This window comes from Ferrovibrio sp. (genome assembly GCF_019636075.1).
Classification (GTDB): Bacteria; Pseudomonadota; Alphaproteobacteria; order Ferrovibrionales; family Ferrovibrionaceae; genus Ferrovibrio.
Genome location: NZ_JAHBYG010000003.1, coordinates 64309 through 89955, shown reverse-complemented (window position 1 = coordinate 89955; position 25647 = coordinate 64309). Strand labels below are relative to the sequence as shown.

Sequence of the window (25647 nt, the reverse complement as noted above, 5' to 3'; positions counted from 1 at the left end):
CAGGATAGTATTTCCCCACCACACCAGGAAAAGTGGCAACAACACAAAACGGGAGGCCGGGGTATCATGACAATGTCCAGGATCATTCTGTTGAGTGCGGCGGCATTGGTTGCGCTGCCGATGACCCAAGCTCAGGCGCAGAAGGTGCGCGGAGTAAGCAAAACCGAAGTGCTGATCGGCATGCATACCGATCTGTCTGGCCCTGCCGCCAGCTATGGCGTCACCTCATCCAACGCCATCCGCATGCGGTTCGACGAGATCAACGAGGCCGGCGGCATCCATGGCCGCAAATTGCGACTGATCGTGGAAGACAGTCAATACCAGGTGCCGCGCGCGGTGCAGGCGGTGAACAAGCTGATCAACCGCGACAATGTATTCCTGATGGCTGGCTCGCTTGGCACACCGATGAACAATGCGGTGATGGCCGACCAGTTGAAGGCCAATGTGCCCAACATGTTTCCGCTCACTGCTGCGCGCCAGATGCACGAGCCGATGCATCGGCTGAAATTCGCCTCCGGCTCCACCTATTACGAACAGATGCGCATCGGCATCAAATGGATGGTGGAAAAGAAGGGCAAGCAGAAAATCTGCTCGCTGTATCAGGACACCGATTTCGGCCAGGAAATCTTCCAGGCGGCACGCGACCAGACCCAGGCGATGAAAATCGCCCTGGTGGAAACCGCCACCAACAAACCGGCCGATACCGACTTCACCGCGCAAATCGCCAAGCTGCGCTCTGCCGGATGCGACCTGATCGCCTCGGGCTCGATCGTACGCGATGCCATCGTGCCTTATGCCACGGCGCGCAAGATGGGCTGGATGGATGTGGATTTCATCGGCCAGTCGGCTTCCTACGACCAGATCGTGGCCAGCGCGCCCGGCGGTGTAACGGAAGGCTTCTACACCATGGCCGGCACCATCCTGCCCTATCGCGACACCGCGCCTGCGCATCTTGTCGCGTGGATGGACAAGTACAAGGCCAAGTATAACGCCGAAATCAATATCGGCTCGGTCTATGGCTATGCCCTTGCCGACATGATCGCCATCGGCATCGAACGCGCCGGCAAGGATCTGACAACCGACAAGTTCATAGCCGGCATGGAATCGATCAAAGGCTATCGCGATATCTTCGGTGGGCCGGTGGTGGATTTCGGGCCTCAGAAACGCCAGGGTTCGAATTCCTCCTTCCTGTTCCAGGTGCAGAAGGCCAAGTTCATCCTGATCGACGGCCCAATCCATTTGGGCAGTTGAACCGACCCGCTATCGTCACAAATCCCTGTTAGGGTGGCGCCCCCGGATATCCTCCGGGGGCGTGAATTTATCTGGAGCCTGCCATGCGTGTTTTATCCGTCCTCGCCATATGCGCCGGCTTTGCCGTGAGTTCTGCCCAGCCTGCCTCTGCACAATCTGCCTCTGCCCAGGCAGTCCCCACCCAGGCGACCTTCGACCTACAAGGCCATCGCGGCGCCCGCGGGCTAGCGCCGGAAAACACCCTGCCTGCCTTCGCCACGGCGCTTGGCCTGGGCGTCACCACGCTGGAACTGGATATCAACCTCACCGCAGACGACAAACTGGTTGTGGGCCATGATCCGGTGCTGCTGCCCACGGTTACGCGCAAACCCGATGGCAGCTTTCTCGCCGAACCGGGGCCGGCTATCCGCAGCCTCAGCCTGGCCGATCTGCAACGCTACGATGTTGGCCGGCTCAATCCCGACCATCGCTACGGCAAGGGCTTTTCCGAACAGCAGCCGGTGGACGGCACGCGCATGCCGGAACTGGCGGCGGTATTCGCGCTGGCTGCCCGCGCCGCACAGGCGCATCCGAATCTGCCGCCGATCCGCTTCAATATCGAAACCAAGCTCTCGCCGCTGAAGCCCAACGACACCGCCAGCCCGGAGCAGCTTGCCACTGCCCTGGTGGCGGAAATCCGCAAGCAGGGCCAGGCGGCATATACCACCATCCAGAGTTTCGATTGGCGCACGCTGCGCATCGCCGCGCGGATCGCGCCCGAGATCGCCTTGGTGATGCTCACCGTGGAAACCCCGAATTTCGATACATTGGAGCGCGGCAAACCCGGTGCCAGCCCCTGGCTGGGCGGCCTGGATATAGACGACCACGGCGGCTCGGCCCCCCGCCTGGTGAAAGCCGCCGGCGGCAAGGTCTGGTCGCCGTTCTGGCGTAATGTCTCGTCAGAGGCCCTGGCCGAAGCCAAGACACTGGGCCTGCAAGTAATCCCCTGGACGGTAAACGAACCCGCCGATATGGCCCGCCTGATCGACATGGGCGTGGATGGAATCATCACCGACTACCCGGATCGGTTGCGCAATGTGCTACGGTCCAAGAGCATGCCCCTGCCGCCGCCACGTCCGGTTGCTCTGCGCTGACCATTCCGGCCGGCTTTGAGCAAAATCGTCGCGCCCGGCATTTCCGGGGTTCCCATCCCGCCGCAACGGGTCTAAAAGGCGCGCCATGATCACGGCTTATCTGCCCCAGGGCAGCCTCTTGCAGAAAGTGGACCTCACGCCCGGCGATGCGTTGCCAGAGGGCGCGGTGTGGCTCGACCTGATGGAGCCCACCCCGGCCGAGGAAAAGGCGGTGGAAGGCCTGCTGGGCCTGGATATGCCGACCCGCGAGGAAATGCAGGAGATCGAAATCTCCAGCCGGCTCTACCGCGAAGGCGATGTCAGCTACATGACCGCTAGCGTGCTGTTCCATTCGGAAACCCCGCTGCCGCAAACCACGCCGATCACGTTCATCCGCTCGCATCGTGCGCTGGTAACCCTGCGCTATGCCGATCCGCAGGCCTTCCGCTCATTTGTCAGCCGCGCCCAGCGCACGCCGAGCCTCTGCGCCTCGCCCGATGCAACCCTGTGCGGCCTGCTGGACGCCATCATCGATCGCGCCGCCGACGTGCTGGAAATGACCGGCCGCGACCTGGATGAAACCTCGCGCACGGTGTTCGGTCATCGCCGCGACGGCCAGACCGCCGAACAATCCGACACCGATCTGGAAGCCACGGTACGCCGGCTGGGACGCATCGAAGACCTTAACTCCCGTATCCGCGACAGCCTTGTCACGCTGAATCGCCTGGTCGCCTTTCTCAGCCTCAATCTGGCCGAACAGCGCGGCACCAAGGAAAGCCGGCAATGGCTGAAAACGCTGTCGCGCGACGTGCAGTCGCTGTCGGAGCAATCGGCCTTCATGGCCCATAAGGGCAATTTCCTGCTGGATGCCACGCTCGGCTTGATCAACATCCAGCAGACCAAGATCATCAAGATCTTCTCGGTGGCCGCCACCGTGTTCCTGCCGCCGACCTTGATCGCCAGCATCTATGGCATGAATTTCCATTCCATGCCGGAACTGGATTGGACCTTCGGCTATCCGATGGCGATCCTGATGATGATCATGTCGGCCGTGCTGCCCTATTGGTGGTTCAAGCGGAAAGGCTGGCTGTGAGTCGGCCCCGGCAGATCAGCGATCCCTACGACGATACCGGGCTGGAGCGCGACATGCTGCTGGCCATGCGGCGCGGCTGGTTCTGCCGCTGCCCGCGTTGCGGCCAGGGCGCCATCTATGGCCGTTACCTGAAGGTGCAGCCGCATTGTACGCAATGCGGCTTGGCATTGGATGGCCACCGCGCCGATGATGCGCCGCCTTATTTCACCATCTTCATCGTGGCCCATATCATCGTACCGCTGATGCTGCTGCTGGAGCAGCATTATCAGCCGCCGGAATGGCTGCATATGGTGCTGTGGCTACCGCTTACGGTGATCCTGTCGCTGTGGCTGTTGCCACGGGTGAAGGGCGCGTTGATCGGCCTGCAATTCGCCCGCCGCATGCATGGCTTCGGCAGCGAACCGCATTAGCAGCTTCAATCCCTACTGCAACTCCGCGCGCACCCCCACATCGCCCTCCACCGCCAGGCGCGCGGCGGCGAAGGCGGCGAAATCCTGCGCATCGAGCAATTGCCGCAAGGCCCAGGCCGCCATGGCACGCACCTGCGGCGCTTCATCCACGGCCAGGCTGCGTAAACCCGGCACGGCGTCCATCTGTCCGCTATTGCCAAGCCCGATACAGACATTGCGGATGAAACGGTCGCGTCCGATCCGCTTGATCGGACTGGCGCTGAACAAGGCCCGGAAGGCTGCATCATCCAGCCGTGCCAGTTCGCTCAATGCCGGCGCCCGCAACGCCTCGCGTGCATGCAGTTCGGCCTCATGGGCCAGGCTAGCGAATTTGTTCCAGGGGCAGACCGCCAAGCAATCATCACAGCCATAGATGCGGTTGCCGATCGCCTGGCGGAATTCCGGCGCGATGATGCCGTCATGCTCGATGGTGAGATAGGAAATGCAACGCCGCGCATCCAGGCTGTAGGGCGCTGGAAAGGCCTGTGTGGGGCAGGCATCCAGGCAGGCCCGGCATTGGCCGCAATGATCGGCTGCCGGCGCATCGGGCTGCAAATCCGCCGTGGTTAGGATGATGCCGAGAAACAGCCAGGAGCCGAAATCGCGCGACACAAGGTTGGTATGCTTGCCCTGCCAGCCGAGACCAGCCGCCTGAGCCAGCGGCTTTTCCATCAGCGGTGCGGTATCCACGAATACCTTCAGCTCGGCGCCGCTTTCGCGCTGCAGCCAGCCGCCCAAAGCCTTCAGCTTCTTTTTCACCACCAGGTGATAATCGCGGCCCTGGGCGTAAACCGAGATCGCCGCGTTATCGCGTTGCCCCAGCCGCTGCAGCGGATTCTCATCGGGGCCGTAATTCAGCCCCAGCGCGATAATGCTTTTGGCCGCGGGCCAAAGCGCATGGGGATGCCGACGGCGCGGCGCGCGTTCGCCCTCGGCCAGCCAATGCATGCTGCCGTGGTGGCCGAGCGCCACGAAGCGATCGAGGCGTTCGGCCAGTTCGGGCCCGATGGCCGCAACCGAGGCAAAGCCGATGGCATCAAAGCCTTCGGCCCGGGCGCGGTCGCGGATGCGCGCCTCGAGAGTCAAGTCCGGTCAGTCGGACAGAGCGGCGATGACGGCAATCTCAACCTTGTAGGCCGGAGCCGCCAGCCGGGCTTCTACAGTGGCGCGCGCGGGCGTATTGCCTTTGGGCACCCAGGCATCCCAGGCCGCATTCATGGCGGCGAAGTCGCCAATATCGGGCAGATAGATGGTGGCCGAGAGAATGCGCGTCTTGTCGGTGCCGGCAGCCGCCAGCAGAGCATCGATCTGCCCCAGGATCTGCTTGGTCTGCGCGTTGGTGTCGCCGCTGGTATCTGCGGCCACCTGGCCGGCCAGATAAACGGCGTTGCCATGCACAACGGCCTGCGACATGCGGGGGCCCACTTCGATGCGGCGGATGCTCATCATTCTCTCCTGCTGATGAAAGGCGGTTCAGAAATCCAGGTCGGCATAATGCCGCGGCGGCGGCAGGCCGGGAATATGATCGGCCAACAAGGGCCGGAAGCTGGGGCGCGACTTCACCCGCGCATACCAATCCTTGGCCGGCGGATGGTCGTCCCATGGCACATCGCCCAGATAATCCAGGCAGCTTACATGGGCGGCGGCGGTGATATCGGCCAGGCTGAAATCATCGCCGGCCAGCCATTTGCGCCGCTCGGCCAGATAGCCGATGTAGTTCAGGTGATGCTTCAGATTCTGATGCGCCAGGCGGATATTGCGGCTATCGGGGGTGCCGCCGCCCATGAAACGGCGCAGCACTTTTTCAAAGATCAGCGCATCCGAGACTTCACGGCTGAATTTGAGATCGAACCAGCTGACCAGCCGCCGCGTTTCGGCGCGGCCGGGCGGATCGAAGCCGATCAGCATCTTGTTGGGATATACCTCATCGAGATATTCGCAGATCGCCAGGCTTTCGACGATCGGGCGGCCATCATGCTCCACCAGCACAGGCACCAGCCCGGCCGGATTGAGGGCAAGGAATTCCTCCCGCCTCTCCCAGACCTTTTCCAGCACCAATTCGCAATCCAACCCCTTCTCGCGGAGCAGAATGCGGACCTTGCGGCAATAGGGCGACAACCAGAAATGATACAGCTTGCGCATGGCGGCGCAGTTTACCTAACCACCGGGTGAGGCAAAAGATTCAGGCCGCCAAAATCCGCCGGGAAATGCCGATCGGCGAAAATCAGGTGTCGGGCGTCTCATCCAGCCAACCGCCGGCCACCCGATCCATGCTGCCGCGTGTGATCACCACATCCTCTGGCAGCAGATCGCTGGCCGCCAGATCCGGCAAGCCTTCCAGATCGGCGTAGATCGGCGCGAAATCCGGCCGCGTGGCCTCGAAAAGCTGTTCGAAATCCCGGATTACGAAATAGGTCTTCTGGAAAGTATCGATGCGATAGCGGGTGCGCATGATGCGCCGCAGGTCGAACCCCACCCGGTTGGGTGCAGGGGAATCCAGGCAGAATACCGATTCACCCTTCGACGACAGAATGCCGGCGCCATGGATGCGCGGGCCATCGGGGGTCTGGATCAAGCCGAATTCCACGCTGTACCAGTAAAGCCGCGCCAGACGATGCAGCGCGCCCAGCCGCTCGGCCTTCAGCCCGCCCTGGCCGAAAGCCTGCATATAATCGGCAAAAACCGGCTGCGCCAGCAACGGCACATGGCCGAACAGATCGTGGAACACATCGGGTTCCTGCAGGTAGTCCAGCTTGGCCCAGGGCCGGATCCACCAGGTGACCGGAAACCGCCGGGCAGCCAGCAGATGGAAAAAATCCGAATCCGGCAGAAAGCCCTCCACGCAGGCCAGGCGCCAGCCGGTGGCGGCTTCCAAACGATCCGACAGCCGCTCGAAATCCGGGATGCCGCTGTCGTTCAACCCCAGCAGCTTCAAGCCACGCAGAAAATCCGGACAGGCCCGATCCGCCACCAGGCGCGCCTGGCGCTGGAACAGATGCCGCCAGACCGCATGATCCTCGGCGTCATAGCGCTGAACCGGCTGGGGGAACGTGATGGCGGGTTGTGGGGTATCGAGCACCAGGGCGCACATGGCAGCCTCCTGAATATTTTCGCCAGGATATGCCGATGTGGCTGCATTTATCTGTCGATTTAGGCAGGATTATGCTAAATTGTGCAATTATATTGCATTATAATCGAAATTATGCGGAGAAAGTTGCATGTTAGCTCTGGATAGCGCCGATTGGCGCCTGCTGGCTGCCCTGCAGCGCAATGGCCGGGCCAGCAACCTGACTCTGGCCGAGGCGGTGGCGGCCAGCCCCAGCCAGGTCAGTCGCCGGCTGGCCAAGCTGGAAGAGGCCGGGGTGATTGCCGGCTATGCCACGCTGCTGCGGCCGGAAGCGGTGGGATTGAGCGTGATGGCGATATCGGCGGTCTCGCTGGAGCGCCATGCCGAGGCGGTGGTGCAGGAATTCGAGGCCCTGGTAGCGCGACGGCCAGAGATTCTGGATTGTTATGCCGTGACCGGGGAAGCGGATTTCATCCTGCGCATCGTGGCTGCCGATCTGGCTGCCTTTGCCGATTTCGTGAGCCACACCCTGCTGCGGCTGCCTGGCATGCGCAGCCTGCGTTCAAGCATCGTGCTGCACCGGATCAAGCAGACAACGGAATTGCCGCTGCCGGGTTAGGCTTTCAGGAATTCCGGCGTTGCCGAACCGGCCAGCAATTCGATCATCCCGCTCATCGCCGCGCGCACCCGCTCGAAGCCGGCGGAATGGGCGATGATGCGCTCGTCCATATAAAGATCGCGGTTGATCTCGATCTGCAATGTGTGCACGCCATTGGCCCGATCGGTGTAATGCTGCGTGATATAGCCGCCGGCATAAGGCTTGTTGCGCAATACTGAAAAGCCGCGGCTTTCCAGATAGCTTCCCACGCGGTCGACAAGCTGCGGCGGGCAGGATGTGCCATGGAAATCGCCCAGCACCATATCGGCGCGGCGCTGGCCCTGATCGGGCATGTTGGCACCGCCCACCGATGGCATGGAATGGCAATCCAGCAGCAACGCCACACCGGCAGCCTGCCTGGCTTCGGCAATCAGGCCGGCCAGCGCATCGTGATAGGGACGCCACAGGGTTTCCACCCGGCGCTCGGCCTCGGCGAAGGTGAGCTTGCCGGCATAGATCTCCATGCCACCCGCCACAACCTTGGCAATCGTACCCAGGCCGGAGCGCAGCTTGCCGCTCTGGGTCACCACATGGGCCGGCAACGGATCGGAAAACATCCCCGGATCGAGTTCGTAAGCCTCCCGGTTGGGGTCGCAATACGAACGCGGAAACAGCGCCTCCAGCAAAGGCGCGCCATGCTGGGGCCCCACCCCCAACAATTCGTTGACGAAGGCACCCTCCGAACGCCGCAGGGTAAGCGGATCGAGCCTGCTCTGACGCTGGAATTCCTCGGGATAGATATTGCCGCTATGGGGCGAAGACAGCACTAAACCGCCACGCGGCCCCTCGGGCAGGCTGAGCCGGATCGGCGGCTCGATCGGGGAGATATAACGCGCGGAATTGGTGTTTTGCGGTGCGGCAGACATGGCTCGCCTTCTAGGGTCCGGGGCGGATCGAGTATGGCCCGAGGGCAAGACGCTTGCCAACCGCCGCCGCAGCCGATAAAAGCACCGCCACATTACTTGGGCACATTCGCCCAGGCACATTACTTGGGCACATCCGCCCGGGCGTTTACAGCGCCTGACACGGGGTGCCGGCGCGTCACGGGCGGTTAGCTCAGCGGTAGAGCACTACCTTGACATGGTAGGGGTCACAAGTTCGATCCTTGTACCGCCCACCACGCGCCGTTTTCCCTCCGACCACAGCTTTACGCCGGAGTGCCTGGGCTTCCGCCGGAGTGCCTGGGCTTCCGCCGGAGAAGCTGGGCTTGCGCCGAATCGCCCAGGCGGGGAAACTGCGGGCATGGCAGCGCCCAACTACACAATCGGCATTTTCTTCGGCATCGACCCCGCCGAGAAGGACCAATTCGGCGCCGGCCTGCAGCAAGCCGCCGAAGCCGCCAAAATGGGCGGGGTGTTCTATGGCGACAATCTCTTCACCTTCGGCCGCAATCTGAGCTTCCTGGACGACACGCCGTTTTTCGAAGCGGTGCGGCGGCATTCGGAAACCCGCGTGGAGAAGGCGCTGATCTGGCGCCATGCCGTGCTGGCCTGGGCGGCGCGCCAGGGCCTGCGGCTGGATGGCGATTTCGTGGAATGCGCCTGCTACAAGGGCACCAGCGCGCGCATCCTTTGCGATACGCTGGATTTCGGCAAACGCGACAAGACCTACTGGCTCTACGATCTGTTCGAACATGACGAGAGCATGGCGCATCATGCCATGCCCGAACATGGCGATGGCTTGTATGAACAGGTGAAGGCACGTTTCGCCGACACCCCCAATGTACGCATCACGCGCGGCGCTGTGCCCGCCGTGCTGCATGAAGCAGCGCCCGAGAAAATCGCCTTCATGCATCTCGACCTCAACAATGCCGATGCCGAAATCGGCGCGCTGGAGCTGTTGTTCGACCGCATGCTGCCGGGCGCCATGCTGGTGCTGGATGATTACGGCTGGCTGAATTATCGCGCACAAAAGCTGGCGGAAGATGCCTGGTTTGCGAAACGCGGCTATCACGTGCTGGAATTGCCCACCGGCCAAGGTCTGCTGATAAAATAACGCCCGCCGATTAAAAATCTGCAAGCATTGCGCGCACCATTCGCGGTTGCGCGCTCATCCCCTCGCCGCTACTATGCGAGCGGATGATTTTGCTGCGTTAATGCAGCGAACGAAAATTCTTACCCATTCGCCGGTTTTTCGGCGTGACGATCCCATCAGCCATGTGCAGATGCGCTTCACAGCATCGGCACGATTCATCGCATTGGCGCCGGATCGGGAAAACGGAGGGACGAGCCGGTGACGGCAACACGCGGCGGCGCAACGGCGGCAGAAGAATATATGATTCCAGACGCGCAGGACGAACGCGTGATCTGCAGGCAAACCACCATCACGCTTCGCAATTTTGCCGGCGAGGCATCCGATGCGGATCAGCGGCCATTGCTGCTGTTTCTGCATGGCGCCCTGCGCAACAAGGATTCGTTGCTGCCGATTGCGCCGGCCTATGCCGATTTCGAACGCGCCTTCTGCGACCTGCCGGGCCATGGCGGCTCGGAGCGCCCGCTGGATTATTCGCTGGCCGAATATGCCGGCGAAATCGCCAGCCTGCTGCGCCGCCGCTTCGGCGGCCGCGATGCGGTGCTGGTGGGTGAATCGATGGGCGGGCTGATCGCCTTACGCACGGCGCTGGATCAACGCTTGAACATCTCAGCCCTGGTGCTGGCCGATCCGCCGCTCACCTGCTCTAAACAATGGGCCTTGCGCGCCACCATGCGCCAGATGGCCCGCGAGGGCCGCTCGATACGTGCGATGGCCGACCTGTCGGAACCTATGTTCGGCATGAGCGAAACCGGCGAAGTGATCGGCGAACGGCATTATTATCGCCTGCTGGATGAATTGCAGATGCCCTGCCTGGTGCTCACCGGCAGCGAGCCGCTGTTTCCTGCCCGCACCGCCGAAATCCGCGTGCCCTGCTGCCTGGATGAATTCGATCTCTATCTGCTGCGTCGGCTTTATCCGGATCGTGTGAGCATCCGCCGCATCGAGGATTGCGGCCACACCCTGCTGGTGGAAAAGCCGGAAGCCTGTGCCGACGCGATCCGCAGCTTCATCGCGGAGCTGACATGAGTGCGCCCAAACGCAAACCGCACAATGCCGCCGATCAAGCAACCGATCTGGCCGCCGATCTAGCCGCCGATCTAGCCCGGCGCGCCGGCCAGCATCTGGTGGCGCGGGAAAATGCGGAAGCCGCAATCGTACTGACGCGGTTATTCAGTTCATGGCCGGCCAAAACAGCGCTGAATGCCTTGGCGGAGCCGATTTCCACGAACACGCTGTCGCCGGAAGCCGCACTGGCACTCGGCGATTTTCTGCGCGTCACCTTGCCGGTGGCAGCCCCCGCCCTGCCGCGCAGCGTCTTGCTGGATCATGCCACCGATGGCGACGAAGCAACGGGCTGGATCAACGTGATCGGCAACCGCCGGGTTTTTGCCTTTGCCGAAAAATCCTGCTTCTTCCCGATCTTCATCGGCGAGGCAGCACCGGCCTGGCTGCATCTTGAACGTGGATTCCGCGAAACCCGCCGCAACATGCAACGCGCGCTGCGCCGGCTGGACAATACCAAGCCGCTGCTGCTGGCGCTGGCCGCCGAACCGCATCAGATGACCGGCCGCATCAGCCAGAACGCCGAAGCGCGGCAGGAATTGCTGCGACGCTGGCTCAGCCGCTATGAAATTCTGTTCAGTGATATCCAGCCGCTGCAACGCGGCCGGCTGGCCTGCCTGGGCGCAGCGCCGGCGCAGTTGCCAGAGCGCCAGGCCCTGGTGGTGGCCTTCAATGCCGGCCTGCGTGCGCTATGCGAAAGCTGCGGTATAGATTTCGTGCCCACCACGGCGTCGTTGATCGACAATACCGACATCAATGCCGTGGCACCGCTGGATCCAGCCTTGCTGGACAGCCTGCGCCGCATCGGGCTGCTTACGCCCGCGATGGAAGCCGCCGCTGCGGAAGGCCGTGCCCGCGTGGTGGCCTATACCGCCGCCCGGCAGGATGACGACAAAACCGCCAACAGCCGCGTCTCGATCCGCCCGGCCGATCAGCAAACCCATCCCCGCCCGGCGGCCGCGATGGAAAAACTGGCGCTGGATCTGCTGGCCGTGCAGGCCGCGGTGAAGCCGATCCGCCGTATCCTGATCGCCGAAGCCCGCGATGCCTGCCTGCCGCTGGCATTGCCGCCGGAATTGCTGGACCAGGCCCTGCTGCTGTATTCCGATCCGGCCGCAGCCGCCAGCGCCGAACGCTTGGCCGCCTTTGCCGGCCGCGAGGATGTGAAAACCGCCGCCTGGCGGCCCGATCTGCTGAACGCCTTGCGCGGCCGCGCCTTCGACCTAGCCTGTATCACCCTGCCGCCCGGCGAGGAAGCCGCCGCCACCGAACGCCTGCTGCCGCTGCTGGATGGCCTAGATATCGCCTATCTGCTGCTGGCCGCCGACCGATCCGCACTGGAGGCCTTCAATCACCAGCAAGGCGGCGGCGGCTGGTTGGGCAATGCGCGGATATTATCGGTGGCATTGCCCGCCCGTGACCGGCCGCCGGGTTGGCGCAAGCCGGTGCTGGCCTTCGGCGCCTGGCGTGGCTCGCTGCACCGAAACTGGATGGACGGCGCCTAAAATCAAATCTGACTCTTGCAAGCCAGGTCCAGGCAGCGGAAAGTGTTGGCATGGAATCGCCCAACCACATGGTCGGTGTGTTTTTCGGTTTGAAGGACGAAGAAGCCTTCGCCGATGGCATGCGCAAATCCATCCGACAGGTGCGCAATGGCGGCATCTATGCCGGCGACAACATCTTCACCTTCAACCGCAATCTCGGTTTCCTGCAGAATCAGAAGCTGATGGATGCCGTGCGCAAGCATGCCAGCACAGCCACCGAACGCGCCATCCTGTGGCGCCAGGTGGTGCTGGCCTGGGCTGCGCAGCAGGGCATGAAGCGCGACGGCGATTTCGTGGAATGCGCCTGCTACAAGGGCACCACTGCGCGCATCCTCTGCGAATACCTGGATTTCGATAAATCCGACAAACGCTATTATCTCTACGATCTGTTCGAGCATGACGAGAGCATGCCGCACCATGCCATGGAAGAGCATGGTGCCGATCTGTATGAGAAGGTGCTGAACCGCTTCAAGGATTTCAGCAACGTTACCGTCACGCGCGGCGCCGTGCCCGGCGTGCTGCATGATGTGGCGCCCGAAAAAATCGCCTTTCTGCATATCGACCTGAACAGCGCCGAGGCCGAAATCGGCGCCCTGGAAATCCTGTTCGACCGCATGACGCCCGGCGCCATCCTGGTGCTCGATGATTACGGCTGGAATTTCTATTACCAGCAGCAGCGAGCCGAGGATGCCTGGTTTGCCGCACGCGGCTATCAAGTGCTGGAACTGCCCACCGGGCAGGGCCTGCTGATCAAGTAGATGGCGATCTCCGATCATTCCTTGCGCGCCCTGCTGCGGGCAAGCTCTTCGCGCATGTTCGACCTGCAGCGCAAGCATCGTGAATTGCTGGCCAATCAAGAGCATCTTCCGGGCCGCCCTGCCCCCAGCCGGCCGGTGAAGGGCTTTCAACCGTTTTTCACCAACCGCAATGCCAACCGGCTGGTGATTCTGAAATACGCGCCGCCGGTTCATGAGCGGCATGGCCTGGTAAACAGTCGCGCGGTGCAGACCAAGCTGTATCTGCCCTTCAACGAGGCCAACCTGGAAGAAGGCGGCAAAACCATCCTGCTTTCCGATGCCAAGCTGGAACAGGCATTGGACGAACAACTGGCCATGTCGAGCAAGCGCGATCCGGCTGGTTTCCGGCGCGACCGCGCGGTGCTGGATGTGCTGGACAGCCTGCCCTCGCTGGATCCCTTTCTGATGCGCGACAAGCTGGAAATCGAAAGCATCGCAGTGGATGAGGGCTATTTCGCCTTTCCGCCCGGCGAGCTGGATGCAATCAAGGTTTTCGTGCGCGACAAGATGGCCAAGGTGGCGCGCTTCGCCGCATCGGAAGGCGCCGAGGTGGAAGCCAGCGCGGTGGAGCGGCTGACGCAGATTCTGTGGGATGCCAAGGACGCCGCGGCGATGAAGCCGATTGCGCAGACCTTCGGCATCGACATCACCCGCGCGCCGGAGATCGTGTATTCCTGGAAGGGCATCATCTTCTACGACCGCGAACTCAGCCAACAGCGGGCCGAATGGCAGAAACTGCTGGATTGGCTGGGCAGCGAGGCACGGCCGCGCGATGGCGCCAATCCGGCATTGCTGAAAGACATGGCCGAGCTGCGCAAGCTGGCCTATGCCGATCTATCCGGCCATTGGCGCCAGGTGAACGACAAGCTTGAACGCTATCGCGAATGCTTCGACGAACTCTTCCTACGCAAGAAGGAAGCCCGGCCGTTCATGGACTTCCTGCGCAATGCCAAGCAACTGTTCTGGGAGCTGGGCGATTCATTGTCTCGACTGAGCCATTCCCATGCGGTGTGGGAGCGCGCCACCGAGCGGTATACGCTGCGTCGCCTGCCTGCCACGCCTTTGTGGGATCTGCTCGACACCCTGTATCGCATCAACGCGGAATAAGTCGATGGCAGAAGATGCCGAAACCGCCGCTTTCCGCAATGCCTTGCAACTGCATAGCCAGGGTAAGCTGGCCGAGGCCGAAGCCGCCTATCGCGCATTGCTGCAGAATTGGCCGCATCATGGCCAGGCCTGGCACCATCTGGGCATCCTGGCACTGCAGCGCAATGATTACGCCGCCGCCGCCGAATTGATCGGCAAGGTGGTGCAGGCCGTATCCGATGCAGCCGCACCCGGTATGGCGGCCCCTTGGGCCAATTACGGCATCGCCTTGCTGCGGCTGGGCCGGGTGGACGAAGCCATCGCGGCGCAACAGCGCGCCATCAAGATCGACCCTAATTTCGTTGCCGCGCACAAGAATCTCGGCAATGCCTATCGCGAGAAGAATATGCGCGACGAGGCGGAAGCGGCCTATCGCCAAGCGCTGCGCATCGCGCCGGATGCCGATGGCTGGTTCAATCTCGGCCTGGCCTTGCAGAATGTCGATCCCGGCGGCGCGATTGCCGCCTTCCGTCAGGCCGCAGCGCTGGATCCCCGCCATGTGAAGGCGATGAGCAGCCTGGCCAATTTGCTGCGCCTGCAAGGCCGTATCGAGGATGCCCGCGTGATGTGGGATCGTGCGATTGCCATCGATCCGCAGCCCGGATTGCGTTTCATGCGGGCGCTCACCGTCAATCCTATCGTGGCCGGCCGCGCCGAAATCGAGGCCGAACGCCAGCGCCAGCTCGCCGCCATCGCCGTGCTGGAGGCCGATACGCCGCCGTTGCGCGCGCCGGAAGATGAAGTGTTCACTGCCAACTTCTTCATGGCCTATCATGGCCGCAACAACCGCGATGTGCATGCGCGGATCGGGCGGCTGTATGAAAAAGCCTGCCCTGCCCTGCGTTGGCAGGCGCCGCATGTGGCCAGGCCGCGCCATCCTGGTCTCGGCACGCCCGCACGACGCATCCGGGTCGGCTTCCTGTCGCAATTCCTGCGCCGGCATTCCATCGGCAAGACCACGCGCGGCATCCTGGCGCAGTTGGATAAAAGCCGCTTCGAAAGCACCGCGATTTTCGTACAGCCGGCCATCGACGACGATATCGCCCGTTTCATCCGCGAATCCGCCGACCACCACATCATGCTGCCGAAGAAATTGCAGGCTGCGCGCGAGGCTGTGGCCGCGCTGGAACTGGATATCCTGTTCTTCCAGGATATCGGCATGGAGCCCTACACCTATTTCCTGGCCTTTTCGCGGCTGGCGCCGGTGCAATGCGTTTCGTTCGGCCATCCGGATACCACCGGCATACCGAACATGGATTGGTTCATTTCCAACGATCTGTTCGAATTGCCCGAGGCCGCCGCGCATTACAGCGAAAAGCTGTTTCTGCTGCGCGATCTCGGCACGCTGGCTTATTACTACCGGCCAGACGATCCCAATCCGCGCAAGAGCCGCGCTGAGTTGCCGCTGCCGCAGCAGGGCCGGATTTATCTCTGCCCGCAGCATCTGTTCAAAATCCATCCGGATTTCGACGATATCGCCATCGACATCCTGCGCCGCGATCCGGAAGGCCGGCTGGTGCTGATTGCCCAGGGGCCGCAAACCTGGTCGGATCTCACCCTGCGGCGCATGGCAAAGGCCGGACCTGAGGTGATGAACCGCGTATCGGTGGTGCCGCCGCAGGATGGGCCGGATTTCCTTAGCCTGCTGGCAGCAGCCGATGTTGTGCTGGATACCGTGCATTTCAACGGCATGAACACATCGCTGGAGGCGCTGTCGCAGGGCGCGGTGGTGGTGACCCTGCCCAGCGACCAGCAGCGCGGCCGCCACACCCAGGGTATGTATCGCCGCATGGGCATCATGGAACCGGTGGCACGGGATGCCGCCGATTACGTGGCAATCGCCCTGCGGGTAGCACAGGATGCGGATTTCCGCGCCGATCTGCGAAGCCGTATCCTGGCCGCCAACCATCTGCTGTATGAAGACCCGCGCGTGGTGCGCGAATTCGAACGCTTCTTCCTGGAATCCCTCGGCCTGCAGGCCTGATTGCATCGCTACAATCCGCCGATTGCCAGCCGCGCGCGCCCCGCATAGTCTGCCACCAGAGGAAACACCCTGAAGGGATAAGCCGTGTCGCTCAGCGCCACGAATGACAAAGCTGCGCAGAATCGCTTCGCCGCAGCCGACGCCATCGATTCATCCTATGCCTGGCTGCGCCTGGCCATCAATGTGGCCATCGGCACCGTGGGCGGCGTGGGCATGTGGTCCATCGTTGTGGCAATGCCGGCGATCCAGGCCGAATTCGGCAGCGACCGCGGCAGCGCCTCGCTGCCTTTCACCCTGCTGATGCTGGGCCTTGCGCCGGGCACCGTGCTGATGGGCAAGCTGGCTGATCGCTTTGGCGTGGTGGTGCCGCTGATGCTGGGCTGCGTGATGCTGGCAACCGGCTATTTCCTTTCCGCATTGGCAACCAGCATGACCATGCTGATGCTGATTTTCGGCCTGTTCATCGGCATGCTCGGCACTTCGGCCTTCTTCGCGCCGCTGATGACCGACATTTCCTTCTGGTTCCAGAAAAGGCGCGGCCTGGCCATCGGGCTATGTGCCTCGGGCAATTATTTCGCCGGCGCGATCTGGCCGCCTGCGATCGAGCATTTCATCGCGCTGTATGGCTGGCGCGCCACCCATCTGGGTATCGGCGCAATCTGCCTGTGCATCATCCTGCCGCTGGCTCTGCTGCTGCGCCGCAAACCGCCGCCGCAACCGATGCTGCAAACCGCAGCCGGATCGGTGGGCGGGCATAGCCTCAACCTGTCGCCACGCATGCTGCAAACTCTGCTGGTAGTGGCGGGGCTGGGCTGTTGCGTGGCGATGTCGATGCCGCAGGTGCATATCGTGGCCTATTGCGTCGATCTGGGTTACGGCCCGGCGCGCGGCGCTGAAATGCTGGCCCTGATGCTGGCCTGCGGCATCATCAGCCGCAGCGCCTCGGGCTGGATTCTCGATCGCATCGGCGGCCTGTCCACCTTGCTGTTGGGGGCCGCGCTGCAAGGCATGGCCTTGGCGCTGTATCTGCCATTCGACGGCCTGGTATCGCTCTATGTAATCTCGGCAATCTTCGGGCTGGTGCAGGGCGGCATCGTGCCCAGCTATGCCTTCATCATCCGCGAAATGTTTCCACCCGCGCAGGCAGGCTTCCGCGTCAGCCTGGCGATATCGGCCACCCTGGTGGGCATGGCTTTCGGCGGCTGGATGTCTGGCGCGATCTTCGACCTCACCGGTTCCTATCGCGTTGCTCTACTCAACGGCATCGCCTGGAACCTGGTGAATGTGGGTATCGTGACCTGGCTGCTGATGCGTGGCCGCCGCCTGCGTTTGGCGGCGGCCATCGCCTGATCATCACCAGCCGATCAGCGTAATCACACCGATCACCGCAAAGGCCAGCGCGGCAATCTTGCGCACCAGATCCAGCGGCACGCGGCGCATGATGGCATCGCCCATCAGCAGAACCGGCACGTTGGCCAGCATCAGGCCCAGAGTGGACGCACTGGCCACCATCCAGAGCGAACTGTATTTCGCGGCCAGCGCGGTGGTGGCCACCTGGGTCTTGTCGCCGATCTCAGCCAGGAAGAACGCCACCAACGTGCCGGTGAATGCGCCGAAGCGGCTGGCCTTCACCGGCGCATCGGATTCATCCAGCGTATCGGGCTTCAAGGTCCATGCTGCCATGGCGATGAAGGAAACGCCCAAGGCCCAGCGCAGATATTCCGGTTTCACGAAATGCTCCAGCCACAGGCCAGCCCAGGCGGCCAGCGCATGATTGAGCAAGGTTGCAGCCAGAATGCCGGCCATGATGGTCCAGGGCCGGCGGAATTTCGCCACCAGCAACAGGCTGAGTAGCTGGGTCTTGTCGCCGATCTCGGCAACCGCCACCAAAGCGGCGACGGTGGCGAAATTGGCCACATCGCCACTCATGAAATGGCCGGTCATGAAGTGATTGGGTAGCAGGGAGTCGAACATGGGGCACGCAATCGGGGGCCGGACCTGACGGACGCAATGGCGCTCTGCCGCGATCCGACCCCGGATGACGGCAGCTCGCCAAAGGTCTCGCCAATCTCCGAAGCGCAGAATGCTGTATTCTGGGCTTCGGACCGGAAGCGCCAAGATCTGCCAGTGCTGGCTGGCCCGATCTAGTCTGTTGACGCTCCCCCCGCTTGCTGCGGGCGGCTACTCCCCAATGGGATGCGGGTTGATACACCGCTTGCACCGGAAAAGCCAGTTCAGAAATACCAACCCGGTGAGAAATGCCAACCCGCTGAGAAATGCCAGTCTGGTGCTTGCGGCAACGGGCTGCAGCCGCATACCATCTTATGCATGTATATGAACAAAACTTTTCCCCTAAGCCGATAGATGGTTGCCCGGATTCAAACCGTGGCCTTCCAGGGCATCGATGTGCTGCCCGTGGACGTGCAGGTACAGATCGCTGCCGGCATGCCGGCCTTCACCCTGGTGGGCCTGCCTGACAAAGCCGTGGGGGAAAGCCGCGAGCGGGTGCGGGCGGCGCTGGGTGCTATCGGCCTGGCGCTGCCACCCAAACGTATCGTGGTGAATCTTGCCCCAGCCGACCTGCCCAAGGAAGGCAGCCACTACGACCTGCCGATCGCGCTGGGCCTGCTGGCTGCCATGGGCGTGCTGCCCTCAGACGCCATGGACGACTACGTGGCTCTTGGAGAATTGGCGCTGGATGGCGCGGTTGGCATGGTGGCAGGTGTGCTGCCGGCAGCGATTGCCGCCAACGCCATGGACAAGGGACTGATTTGCCCAGCAGTTGCTGGCGGTGAAGCGGCCTGGGCGGGCGGCGGCAATGTGCTGGCAGCCCCCGACCTGCTGGCCCTGATAAACCATTTCAAGGGCAGCCAGGTGTTGCCTTCGCCGCAGCCGCTGGCGGCTGAAGACAGCCAGGAGACCGCGCCCGATCTGCGCGATATCAAGGGCCAGGAATCCGCCAAGCGCGCCCTGGAAGTGGCAGCAGCCGGCGGACATAACCTGCTGATGGTAGGTCCGCCCGGCGCGGGCAAATCCATGCTGGCCCAGCGCCTGCCCGGCTTGCTGCCGCCGCTCGATCCGGCCGAGATTCTGGAGGTCAGCATGATCGCATCGCTGGCAGGCCAACTGCCCGATGGCAAGCTCACCCGGCGGCGGCCGTTTCGCAATCCGCATCATTCCGCCTCGATGGCGGCGTTGATCGGCGGCGGCCTGCGCGCCAAGCCCGGCGAGGTAAGCTTGGCGCATCTGGGCGTGCTGTTCTTGGATGAACTGCCGGAATTTTCCCGCCAGGTGCTGGATTCCCTGCGCCAGCCGCTGGAAACCGGCCGCGCCGTGGTGGCGCGCGCCAATGCCCATGTCAGCTATCCCGCGCGGGTGCAGTTGGTGGCGGCGATGAATCCCTGCCGCTGCGGCTATCTGGCGGACCCCGCCCAGGCCTGCAGCCGTGCCCCGAAATGCGGCGCCGATTATCAATCCAAACTATCCGGGCCGCTGCTGGATCGCATGGATCTGCATATCGAGGTACCCGCCGTGGAGGCAGCCGACCTGGCCCTGCCGCCGCCGCGCGAAGGCAGCGCGGCCGTGGCAAGCCGCGTGGCCGCCGCCCGCGAAATCCAGCGCCAGCGCTATGCCGGGCAAAGCCTGGGCGGCGCCCCGGTGCGCAGCAATGCCGAAGCCGATGGCGAATTGCTGGAAGCCGTGGTTGCTCTCGATGCGCCGGGCCGAACCTTGCTTACCCAGGCCGCCGACAATCTACGCCTCACCGCCCGCGGCTATCACCGGGTTTTGCGTGTGGCCCGCACCCTGGCCGACCTGGAAGCCGCCGCCGGCGTGAAGCGCACCCATATCGCCGAGGCGCTGAGCTATCGCCGGCCGAATCAGCTCCGCCAGGGCTGAACCCCGCCGCACCGGCCTCGCTTGTTGTCTGTAAAATTCAGGGAAATATCCCCATGAAAAGGGATTTATCTTGCTTTGCGCAACCTTAGGGAATTATAAGAACATATATAGTTTATTTGTTCGTATAAAACCCGTATAAGTATATCTATGAATAATTCCACATCCATATTGTCTATTCTTGGTTTGGCTTTGCTGCCGATCAGCCAGATAGCCGCCGCAGAACCTCCGTTGCCTGGCCCGGTTGCCGTGGAACAAGCGCGCGTGATCGATGGCGATACGATGGAAGTGGTGGCATTGATCTGGCTGGACCAGCGGGTGACCACCCGGGTGCGGCTGGAAGGCATCGATACCCCGGAAAAGCGCAGCAAATGCACCGCCGAGCGCGAGGCGGCCGAGGCTGCAACGAAGCTGGCCAGCGACTGGCTGGAGCGCAACAAGCCGGTGGTACTGCGCGATCTGAGCCATGACAAATACGGCCGCCGCGTGGTGGGCCGGGTGCAAAGCGCCGATGGCAGATCCGATCTGGGCGAAACCCTGATCGCGCAAGGCCTGGCGCGGCGCTATGACGGGGGCACCAAGCGGCCCTGGTGCCCGTAACCGCCTTCTGCTGCCGGGAGGGCTGGACTTTCCGCCCCACATTGCCGAAATAAGACCTCAACAAAAGGGGTTTTCGCCATGAGCAATCAGGTTGTCGATCTGCGCGTTCCGGTCTCTGTGATCACCGGCTTTCTCGGCGCTGGCAAAAGCACCTTGCTCAACCGCCTGCTGCGGCATCCCGATATGGGCGAAACCGCCGTGATCGTGAACGAATTCGGAGAGATCGGCCTGGATCATGCGCTGATCGCTTCCAGCAGCGAAGATACCGTTCTGCTCGCCTCGGGCTGCCTGTGCTGCACCGTGCGCGGCGACCTGGTGAACACCCTGCGTGAATTGATGGGCAAGCGCGAGCGCGGCGAGGTGAAACCGTTCAAGCGCGTGGTGATCGAAACCACCGGCCTGGCCGATCCCGCCCCGGTGCTGCACACATTGATGACCGACCCGGTGGTATCCGAACGTTTCCGGCTGGAAAGCGTGATCACCCTGGTGGATGCGGTGAATGGCAGCAGCACGCTGGACAATCATGCCGAAGCCGTGAAGCAGGCTGCCATGGCCGACCGTATCGTGCTGAGCAAGACCGATCTGGCCGCCCCGGCCGTAACGGCTGAATTGAAGCATCGCTTGCGCCATCTCAATCCCGCCGCGCCGATCCTGCCGGCTGTATTGGGCGAGATAGAGCCCGGGCCGCTGTTCAATGCCGGCCTGTACGACCCCACCACCAAAAGCTTCAATGCGCAGAACTGGCTGCGCGCCGAGGCCTATGGCGGCCATGACCATGACCATCATCACCATGACCATGACCATGACCACGATCATCATCACCACGATCACCATGATCACGGGCATCATGATCATGGGCATGAGCATCACGGGCATGACTCGCATGGCCATCCCCTCACCCCGGATGGCAAGCTGGATGTGAACCGCCACGACAATTCCATCAGTTCGTTCTGCATCACCTTCGACGAACCTTTCGAATGGAATATCCTGGCCACCTGGCTGGACATGCTGGCGGCTTATCGCGGCGACAATCTGTTGCGCGTGAAAGGGCTGATGAATGTGCAGGGCGTGGACCGCCCGGTGGTGGTGCATGGCGTGCAGCATCTGTTTCATCCGCCGGCCACCATTCCGGCCTGGCCGGATGCCGATCACCGCAGCCGCATCGTGTTCATCACCCGCGACCTGGATCGTGCGATAATCGAAAACACCCTGGTCGCGCTGAAGGAATCCACCCCCGCGCCCCAGCAAGCGGCATCCTGATCGCGCCATGAACCAGCCTTCCGCCGCATTGCAGGCGGCCATCCGCAGCCTGGGCGCCACAGCCCGCGAGCGGGTGTTTTCACTGGAACATGACGGCCGCAGGCTTTGGGTGAAACGGCCTGGTTTGCCGCGCCTGCGCTCGTCGGTGCTGATGCAACGCGGCCTCGCCCTGCTCACCGGCCTGGCCATGCTGAAACCCGCGCGGCAAAGTGCCGGCCAAGCCGGCTTACGTGCCGAGGCCGAAGCCCTGCAAAAGCTGGCCGCCGATGGTTGGCCGGTACCGCCGGTGCTGGCGCTGACCGATGCGTGGTTGCTGCTGGGCGATGCCGGCCAATCAGTGGAGAGCCTTTTGGGCCGCGAAAACGATCCGGCACAGCGCCGCGGCTTGATCGAAGCCTGTGCCGATCTGCTGAGCCGCCTGCATGCCGGCGGACATTGGCATGGCGGCGCGCAAATCCGCAACTTCAGTTGGACCGACGGCAAGCCGGGCCTGCTGGACCTGGAGGATCACGACCTGCCCGGCATGACGCAAGCACAACGGCAAGCCCGCGACCTGCTGCTGTTTCTCTATTCCCTCACGCGTTATGACCGCAATGCGGCCTCACCTCTGCTTGTGCCACTAGCCAGACAATTGGTGCAGGCTGCCAATGCCGAAACCCGCGCAGAATTACTGCGCCTGCATCGCCGCATCGGCTGGGTTATCCGGCTGGCCAAACCCTTCGCCGCCAAGGCCGGCCGCGATATCCGCCAGGCGCTGGCCGCCGAAGCCGCATTGAACGCGGCGCTGAATTAAGCAACCGGCGCCAGACCGATATCGCCGACGCGGATACCGCGCCAATTGCTCATCACCGGCTGCACCATCGGCTGCAGCATTTCGCGCGCCGCATCATCCAACAACCCCAGATGATCCAACACCGCACCGATGGCGGTTTGCGCCGCACGCGTGGTGCCATCCAACGCCTTCAGCGCGATACCCACGCCAAGCTCGGCACTGGCGGCCGTATACACACCCTCCGCTCCGGTCTTTACGATGAACCGCCCGCGCCCTGCCTGCATGGCCAGCGTGCAGAAACGGCCATTGCCGGCAATGAAGAACGGCTCGGCGATCACCGCCTGGGCAAACCGTTTGGCAGCCTTGGCACGTTCCGGCGCCAGACCATTGCCGGTGATGCATTTGGCAAAGCCATGGGCCAGGTTGTAAAGCGGCATTGCCATGGTGGGCATCGAACAGCCATCCACACCGATTTCATCGGGCGCGAAGCGATGGCCGCAAACATCCTCGATCGCGGCCGTAACGGCGCGCTGCACCGGATGATCGGGCTTCACATACCCCTCCAACGGCACACCCAGATGGCGCGCCAGGGTGACCATGCCGGCATGTTTGCCGGAACAATTGTTATGCAGGTTGCTGGGAAGCTGGCCGGCACGGGCCAGCGCGCGGGCGCTATCCTCGTTATAAGGCCAATGCGCACCGCATTCGAGTTGCTCCGGCGCCACGCCGATCCGCTTCAACCAGGCCGCCACCGCTTCGGTATGGCCGCTCTCGCCGCCATGGGAAGCCCCGGCCAGAGCGATTTCAGCCTGGCTGAGCCCGGCCGCATCGGCGGCGCCGGTTTCCAGCAATGGTAACGCTTGCAAGGCTTTGTTGGAGGAGCGCGGGAAATAGCTGGCATCGGCATCGCCCCAGGCGGCCACCCGTTTGCCATCGCCATCCACCACGATAGCCACCACGGCATGGCGGCTTTCCACTTGCGCGCCGCGCCGAACCTCGACAATAAAGGGCGCAGACCCGGGCACCGGTAATGGACCGAACAGGCCGGACATGACTTTCTCTCCCATCAGTTCGGGAGCCTTATACACGAGAACGAGGCGGATTGGCGATGCGTGGTTTTTTCGGAATCGGGACCGAGCGGATGAGCAAGCCGATGAATGCCGGCACCCTCTTCCGCACCGCGCATGCCTTCGGCGCCAGCTTCGTTTTCACCATCGACGCCACCTATTCGGTGACAGCCGCGCGTTCCGATACCAGCCGCACGCCGGAAGCCCTGCCCTGGTATGTGTTCGATTCCGCCGCCAGCCTCACGCTGCCGCAGGGCTGCAAGCTGGTGGGGGTGGAACTGATCGACACGGCAGTGGAACTGCCCAGCTTCCGCCATCCGCTGCACGCCGCTTATGTGCTGGGGCCCGAGCAAGGCTCGCTCAGCCCGGAACTGGTGGCGCGCTGCGACCATGTGATCAAAATCCCCACCAGCTTCTGCGTGAATGTGGGCGTGGCCGGCGCCATCGTGATGTATGACCGGCTGATCACGCTCGGCAAATTCGCCGAGCGCCCGCTTTCGCCGTTGGGCAAGGCGCAGCCGCTGGTGGATACCGGCGGCCGGGCTGCCAAGCGGGTCGTGAAGTCTTAATCCACCCGCTCCACGGCAATCGCGGTGGCTTCGCCGCCGCCGATGCACAGCGAGGCGATGCCGCGCTTGCCGCCGCTATGCTTGAGCGCATTCAGCAGGGTGACGATGATGCGCGCGCCGGTGGCGCCGATCGGATGGCCCAGAGCGCAGGCGCCGCCGAAGATATTGAGGCGGTCATGCCCGATATTGAGGTCGCGCATCGCCGCCATCGGCACGGCGGCAAAGGCCTCGTTGATCTCGAACAGATCCACATCGTTGATGCTCCAGCCCACTTTATCCAGCAGCTTGCGGATGGCGGGGATCGGCGCCGTGGTGAACCAATCCGGCGCCTGGGCATGCACGGCATGGCCCAGAATGGTTGCCACCACCGGCAGGCCGTTTTCCTGCGCGGTGGAAAGGCGGGTCAACACGAGCGCCGCCGCGCCATCGGCATTGGCCGATGAACTGGCCGGCGTGATGGTGCCATTCTGCTTGAAGGCGGCCTTCAGGGTCGGAATCTTGTCCGGATTCACCTTGTGCGGATTCTCATCGCGGGCCAGCGGCTCGGCGCCCTTGGCCTGCGGCGCGACGGCGATGGTTTCGGCATCGAACCAGCCGCTTTCAATCGCCTTGCGCGCACGCATCAGGGTTTCGATGGCATAGGCATCCTGTTCGGCGCGGGTGAAGCCGTATTTCTCGGCGCATTGCTCGCCGAATGTGCCCATGGCGCGGTCGCGTTCATAGGCATCTTCCAAGCCATCCAACATCATATGATCCAGCACCTTGGCATGGCCGGCCTTATGGCCGAAACGCATCTGCGGCAGCAGATACGGCGCACCCGACATGCTCTCCATGCCGCCCGCCACCATGATGCGCGCCGAACCGGCCCGCAGCATGTCATGCGCCAGCATGGTGGCGCGCATACCGGAACCGCAAACCTTGTTCACCGTCACGGCGCCCACATGATCGGGAAGCCCGGCCTTGCGCGCCGCCTGGCGTGCCGGAGCCTGGCCCTGGCCGGCCGGCAACACGCAGCCCATCAGCACTTCATCCACCTGCGCGCCCGCCACGCCGGCACGCGCCAAGGCTTCCTTGATCACGACAGCGCCGAGTTCGTTGCCCGGCACGCTGGCCAGCGCGCCGCCGAAACGGCCGAGCGGCGTGCGGATGGCGGAGGCGATCACGATAGGATCATGGGCTGCGACAGCGATCTCGGACATGGCTTTGTTCCTTCTACAGGCCTCAGTGGCAGGTCTCTGGTAATTTAGATGATATATATCATCTAAACGTCAAGCTCTATTCCGTGCTA

The 25647-nt window shown here is 63.0% G+C and carries 25 protein-coding genes, 1 tRNA gene and 1 riboswitch; of the genes, 18 read left to right on the top strand and 8 right to left on the bottom strand.

Features of this window, described 5'->3' with window-relative positions; genetic code table 11:
- The first annotated feature begins 66 nt into the window (after positions 1-66).
- The 4 genes from KF827_RS02540 to KF827_RS02525 all read left to right on the top strand — a co-directional run bounded on the left by KF827_RS02540 (position 67) and on the right by KF827_RS02525 (position 3866).
- On the top strand, positions 67-1251 hold the full coding sequence (locus tag KF827_RS02540; RefSeq protein WP_290999480.1) for an ABC transporter substrate-binding protein: 1185 nt from the start codon (positions 67-69) through the stop codon (positions 1249-1251).
- 83 nt (positions 1252-1334) lie between these two features.
- Positions 1335-2384 (top strand): glycerophosphodiester phosphodiesterase, encoded by a 1050-nt coding sequence (locus KF827_RS02535; RefSeq protein ID WP_290999476.1) that lies wholly within the window; start codon positions 1335-1337, stop codon positions 2382-2384.
- An 85-nt stretch (positions 2385-2469) separates the two neighbouring features.
- On the top strand, positions 2470-3456 hold the full coding sequence (locus tag KF827_RS02530; RefSeq protein WP_290999472.1) for a magnesium transporter CorA family protein: 987 nt from the start codon (positions 2470-2472) through the stop codon (positions 3454-3456).
- The gene (locus KF827_RS02525) at positions 3453-3866 is read left to right on the top strand and encodes a DUF983 domain-containing protein (RefSeq protein WP_290999469.1); all 414 of its coding nucleotides are present in this window, start codon (positions 3453-3455) and stop codon (positions 3864-3866) included. Before KF827_RS02530 ends, KF827_RS02525 begins: the two co-directional genes overlap by 4 nt.
- Positions 3867-3878: 12 nt before the next feature.
- Here KF827_RS02525 and queG read toward each other — a convergent pair whose 3' ends face one another.
- The 4 genes from queG to phhA form a co-directional block, all read right to left on the bottom strand.
- A complete protein-coding gene (gene queG / locus KF827_RS02520; protein ID WP_290999461.1) occupies positions 3879-4991 on the bottom strand; it encodes a tRNA epoxyqueuosine(34) reductase QueG in 1113 nt (370 codons plus the stop codon).
- Between the two features lie 6 nt (positions 4992-4997).
- On the bottom strand, positions 4998-5351 hold the full coding sequence (locus KF827_RS02515; RefSeq protein WP_290999458.1) for a RidA family protein: 354 nt from the start codon (positions 5349-5351) through the stop codon (positions 4998-5000).
- Positions 5352-5378: 27 nt separating this feature from the next.
- Positions 5379-6047, bottom strand: coding sequence for a glutathione S-transferase family protein (locus KF827_RS02510; RefSeq protein WP_290999453.1), 669 nt, complete (start codon positions 6045-6047; stop codon positions 5379-5381).
- 82 nt (positions 6048-6129) lie between these two features.
- Positions 6130-6996: a phenylalanine 4-monooxygenase gene (gene phhA / locus KF827_RS02505; RefSeq protein WP_290999450.1), complete on the bottom strand. Its 867-nt coding sequence runs from the start codon at positions 6994-6996 to the stop codon at positions 6130-6132.
- Positions 6997-7123: 127 nt separating this feature from the next.
- Here phhA and KF827_RS02500 point away from each other — a divergent pair, with 127 nt between their 5' ends.
- Complete coding sequence (locus tag KF827_RS02500; protein ID WP_290999447.1) at positions 7124-7591, top strand: Lrp/AsnC family transcriptional regulator; 468 nt, start codon at positions 7124-7126, stop codon at positions 7589-7591.
- Here the strand turns inward: KF827_RS02500 and KF827_RS02495 are convergent.
- On the bottom strand, positions 7588-8496 hold the full coding sequence (locus tag KF827_RS02495) for an N-formylglutamate amidohydrolase (RefSeq protein WP_290999444.1): 909 nt from the start codon (positions 8494-8496) through the stop codon (positions 7588-7590). The two genes, KF827_RS02500 and KF827_RS02495, sit on opposite strands and share 4 nt — an antisense overlap.
- 179 nt (positions 8497-8675) lie before the next feature.
- Between KF827_RS02495 and KF827_RS02490 the strand changes: the two genes are divergently transcribed.
- The 8 genes from KF827_RS02490 (at position 8676) to KF827_RS02455 (ending at position 17547) form a co-directional block, all read left to right on the top strand.
- Positions 8676-8750, top strand: a tRNA-Val gene (locus tag KF827_RS02490).
- A 122-nt stretch (positions 8751-8872) separates the two neighbouring features.
- The gene (locus KF827_RS02485) at positions 8873-9625 is read left to right on the top strand and encodes a TylF/MycF/NovP-related O-methyltransferase (RefSeq protein ID WP_290999441.1); all 753 of its coding nucleotides are present in this window, start codon (positions 8873-8875) and stop codon (positions 9623-9625) included.
- 279 nt (positions 9626-9904) lie between these two features.
- Entirely contained in the window at positions 9905-10690 is a 786-nt protein-coding gene (locus KF827_RS02480) for an alpha/beta hydrolase (protein WP_290999438.1), read from the top strand.
- On the top strand, positions 10687-12231 hold the full coding sequence (locus tag KF827_RS02475) for a hypothetical protein (protein WP_290999435.1): 1545 nt from the start codon (positions 10687-10689) through the stop codon (positions 12229-12231). Before KF827_RS02480 ends, KF827_RS02475 begins: the two co-directional genes overlap by 4 nt.
- A 50-nt stretch (positions 12232-12281) precedes the next feature.
- The gene (locus KF827_RS02470; RefSeq protein WP_290999432.1) at positions 12282-13028 is read left to right on the top strand and encodes a class I SAM-dependent methyltransferase; all 747 of its coding nucleotides are present in this window, start codon (positions 12282-12284) and stop codon (positions 13026-13028) included.
- Complete coding sequence (locus tag KF827_RS02465; RefSeq protein ID WP_290999429.1) at positions 13029-14174, top strand: hypothetical protein; 1146 nt, start codon at positions 13029-13031, stop codon at positions 14172-14174.
- A gap of 4 nt (positions 14175-14178) precedes the next feature.
- Positions 14179-16197, top strand: coding sequence for a glycosyltransferase family 41 protein (locus KF827_RS02460; protein WP_290999426.1), 2019 nt, complete (start codon positions 14179-14181; stop codon positions 16195-16197).
- Positions 16198-16281: 84 nt separating this feature from the next.
- On the top strand, positions 16282-17547 hold the full coding sequence (locus KF827_RS02455; protein ID WP_290999423.1) for an MFS transporter: 1266 nt from the start codon (positions 16282-16284) through the stop codon (positions 17545-17547).
- Between the two features lie 3 nt (positions 17548-17550).
- Here KF827_RS02455 and KF827_RS02450 read toward each other — a convergent pair whose 3' ends face one another.
- Complete coding sequence (locus KF827_RS02450) at positions 17551-18126, bottom strand: TMEM165/GDT1 family protein (protein ID WP_290999662.1); 576 nt, start codon at positions 18124-18126, stop codon at positions 17551-17553.
- Positions 18127-18222: 96 nt separating this feature from the next.
- A riboswitch (yybP-ykoY riboswitch) is annotated at positions 18223-18399 on the bottom strand.
- A gap of 162 nt (positions 18400-18561) precedes the next feature.
- Between KF827_RS02450 and KF827_RS02445 the strand changes: the two genes are divergently transcribed.
- From KF827_RS02445 to KF827_RS02430, 4 genes are all read left to right on the top strand, one after another.
- On the top strand, positions 18562-20094 hold the full coding sequence (locus KF827_RS02445; RefSeq protein ID WP_290999420.1) for a YifB family Mg chelatase-like AAA ATPase: 1533 nt from the start codon (positions 18562-18564) through the stop codon (positions 20092-20094).
- Positions 20095-20241: 147 nt separating this feature from the next.
- Positions 20242-20691 carry a thermonuclease family protein gene (locus tag KF827_RS02440; RefSeq protein WP_290999417.1) on the top strand — a complete coding sequence of 150 codons (450 nt, stop codon included), beginning with the start codon at positions 20242-20244 and terminating at the stop codon, positions 20689-20691.
- 78 nt (positions 20692-20769) lie between these two features.
- The gene (locus KF827_RS02435; protein ID WP_290999414.1) at positions 20770-21951 is read left to right on the top strand and encodes a GTP-binding protein; all 1182 of its coding nucleotides are present in this window, start codon (positions 20770-20772) and stop codon (positions 21949-21951) included.
- 7 nt (positions 21952-21958) lie between these two features.
- Complete coding sequence (locus KF827_RS02430) at positions 21959-22744, top strand: hypothetical protein (protein ID WP_290999409.1); 786 nt, start codon at positions 21959-21961, stop codon at positions 22742-22744.
- On the opposite strand, the gene KF827_RS02425 is transcribed toward KF827_RS02430, so the two are convergent.
- The gene (locus KF827_RS02425) at positions 22741-23775 is read right to left on the bottom strand and encodes an asparaginase (protein WP_290999406.1); all 1035 of its coding nucleotides are present in this window, start codon (positions 23773-23775) and stop codon (positions 22741-22743) included. The two genes, KF827_RS02430 and KF827_RS02425, sit on opposite strands and share 4 nt — an antisense overlap.
- 89 nt (positions 23776-23864) lie before the next feature.
- Here KF827_RS02425 and KF827_RS02420 point away from each other — a divergent pair, with 89 nt between their 5' ends.
- Positions 23865-24359, top strand: a complete 495-nt coding sequence (locus tag KF827_RS02420; protein ID WP_367273110.1) for an RNA methyltransferase — start codon at positions 23865-23867, stop codon at positions 24357-24359.
- On the opposite strand, the gene KF827_RS02415 is transcribed toward KF827_RS02420, so the two are convergent.
- Positions 24356-25558, bottom strand: a complete 1203-nt coding sequence (locus tag KF827_RS02415; protein ID WP_290999400.1) for an acetyl-CoA C-acyltransferase — start codon at positions 25556-25558, stop codon at positions 24356-24358. The genes KF827_RS02420 and KF827_RS02415 overlap by 4 nt on opposite strands.
- Positions 25559-25647 lie beyond the last annotated feature (89 nt).

Coding starts and splice junctions, on each gene's coding strand:
- KF827_RS02540 (WP_290999480.1), top strand. CDS start 67: ATGACAATGTCCAGGATCATTCTGTTGAGTGCGGCGGCATTGGTTGCG.
- KF827_RS02535 (WP_290999476.1), top strand. CDS start 1,335: ATGCGTGTTTTATCCGTCCTCGCCATATGCGCCGGCTTTGCCGTGAGT.
- KF827_RS02530 (WP_290999472.1), top strand. CDS start 2,470: ATGATCACGGCTTATCTGCCCCAGGGCAGCCTCTTGCAGAAAGTGGAC.
- KF827_RS02515 (WP_290999458.1), bottom strand. CDS start 5,351: ATGAGCATCCGCCGCATCGAAGTGGGCCCCCGCATGTCGCAGGCCGTT.
- KF827_RS02510 (WP_290999453.1), bottom strand. CDS start 6,047: ATGCGCAAGCTGTATCATTTCTGGTTGTCGCCCTATTGCCGCAAGGTC.
- phhA (WP_290999450.1), bottom strand. CDS start 6,996: ATGTGCGCCCTGGTGCTCGATACCCCACAACCCGCCATCACGTTCCCC.
- KF827_RS02500 (WP_290999447.1), top strand. CDS start 7,124: ATGTTAGCTCTGGATAGCGCCGATTGGCGCCTGCTGGCTGCCCTGCAG.
- KF827_RS02495 (WP_290999444.1), bottom strand. CDS start 8,496: ATGTCTGCCGCACCGCAAAACACCAATTCCGCGCGTTATATCTCCCCG.
- KF827_RS02485 (WP_290999441.1), top strand. CDS start 8,873: ATGGCAGCGCCCAACTACACAATCGGCATTTTCTTCGGCATCGACCCC.
- KF827_RS02480 (WP_290999438.1), top strand. CDS start 9,905: ATGATTCCAGACGCGCAGGACGAACGCGTGATCTGCAGGCAAACCACC.
- KF827_RS02475 (WP_290999435.1), top strand. CDS start 10,687: ATGAGTGCGCCCAAACGCAAACCGCACAATGCCGCCGATCAAGCAACC.
- KF827_RS02470 (WP_290999432.1), top strand. CDS start 12,282: ATGGAATCGCCCAACCACATGGTCGGTGTGTTTTTCGGTTTGAAGGAC.
- KF827_RS02465 (WP_290999429.1), top strand. CDS start 13,029: ATGGCGATCTCCGATCATTCCTTGCGCGCCCTGCTGCGGGCAAGCTCT.
- KF827_RS02460 (WP_290999426.1), top strand. CDS start 14,179: ATGGCAGAAGATGCCGAAACCGCCGCTTTCCGCAATGCCTTGCAACTG.
- KF827_RS02450 (WP_290999662.1), bottom strand. CDS start 18,126: ATGAGTGGCGATGTGGCCAATTTCGCCACCGTCGCCGCTTTGGTGGCG.
- KF827_RS02445 (WP_290999420.1), top strand. CDS start 18,562: ATGGTTGCCCGGATTCAAACCGTGGCCTTCCAGGGCATCGATGTGCTG.
- KF827_RS02440 (WP_290999417.1), top strand. CDS start 20,242: ATGAATAATTCCACATCCATATTGTCTATTCTTGGTTTGGCTTTGCTG.
- KF827_RS02435 (WP_290999414.1), top strand. CDS start 20,770: ATGAGCAATCAGGTTGTCGATCTGCGCGTTCCGGTCTCTGTGATCACC.
- KF827_RS02430 (WP_290999409.1), top strand. CDS start 21,959: ATGAACCAGCCTTCCGCCGCATTGCAGGCGGCCATCCGCAGCCTGGGC.
- KF827_RS02425 (WP_290999406.1), bottom strand. CDS start 23,775: ATGTCCGGCCTGTTCGGTCCATTACCGGTGCCCGGGTCTGCGCCCTTT.
- KF827_RS02420 (WP_367273110.1), top strand. CDS start 23,865: ATGAGCAAGCCGATGAATGCCGGCACCCTCTTCCGCACCGCGCATGCC.
- KF827_RS02415 (WP_290999400.1), bottom strand. CDS start 25,558: ATGTCCGAGATCGCTGTCGCAGCCCATGATCCTATCGTGATCGCCTCC.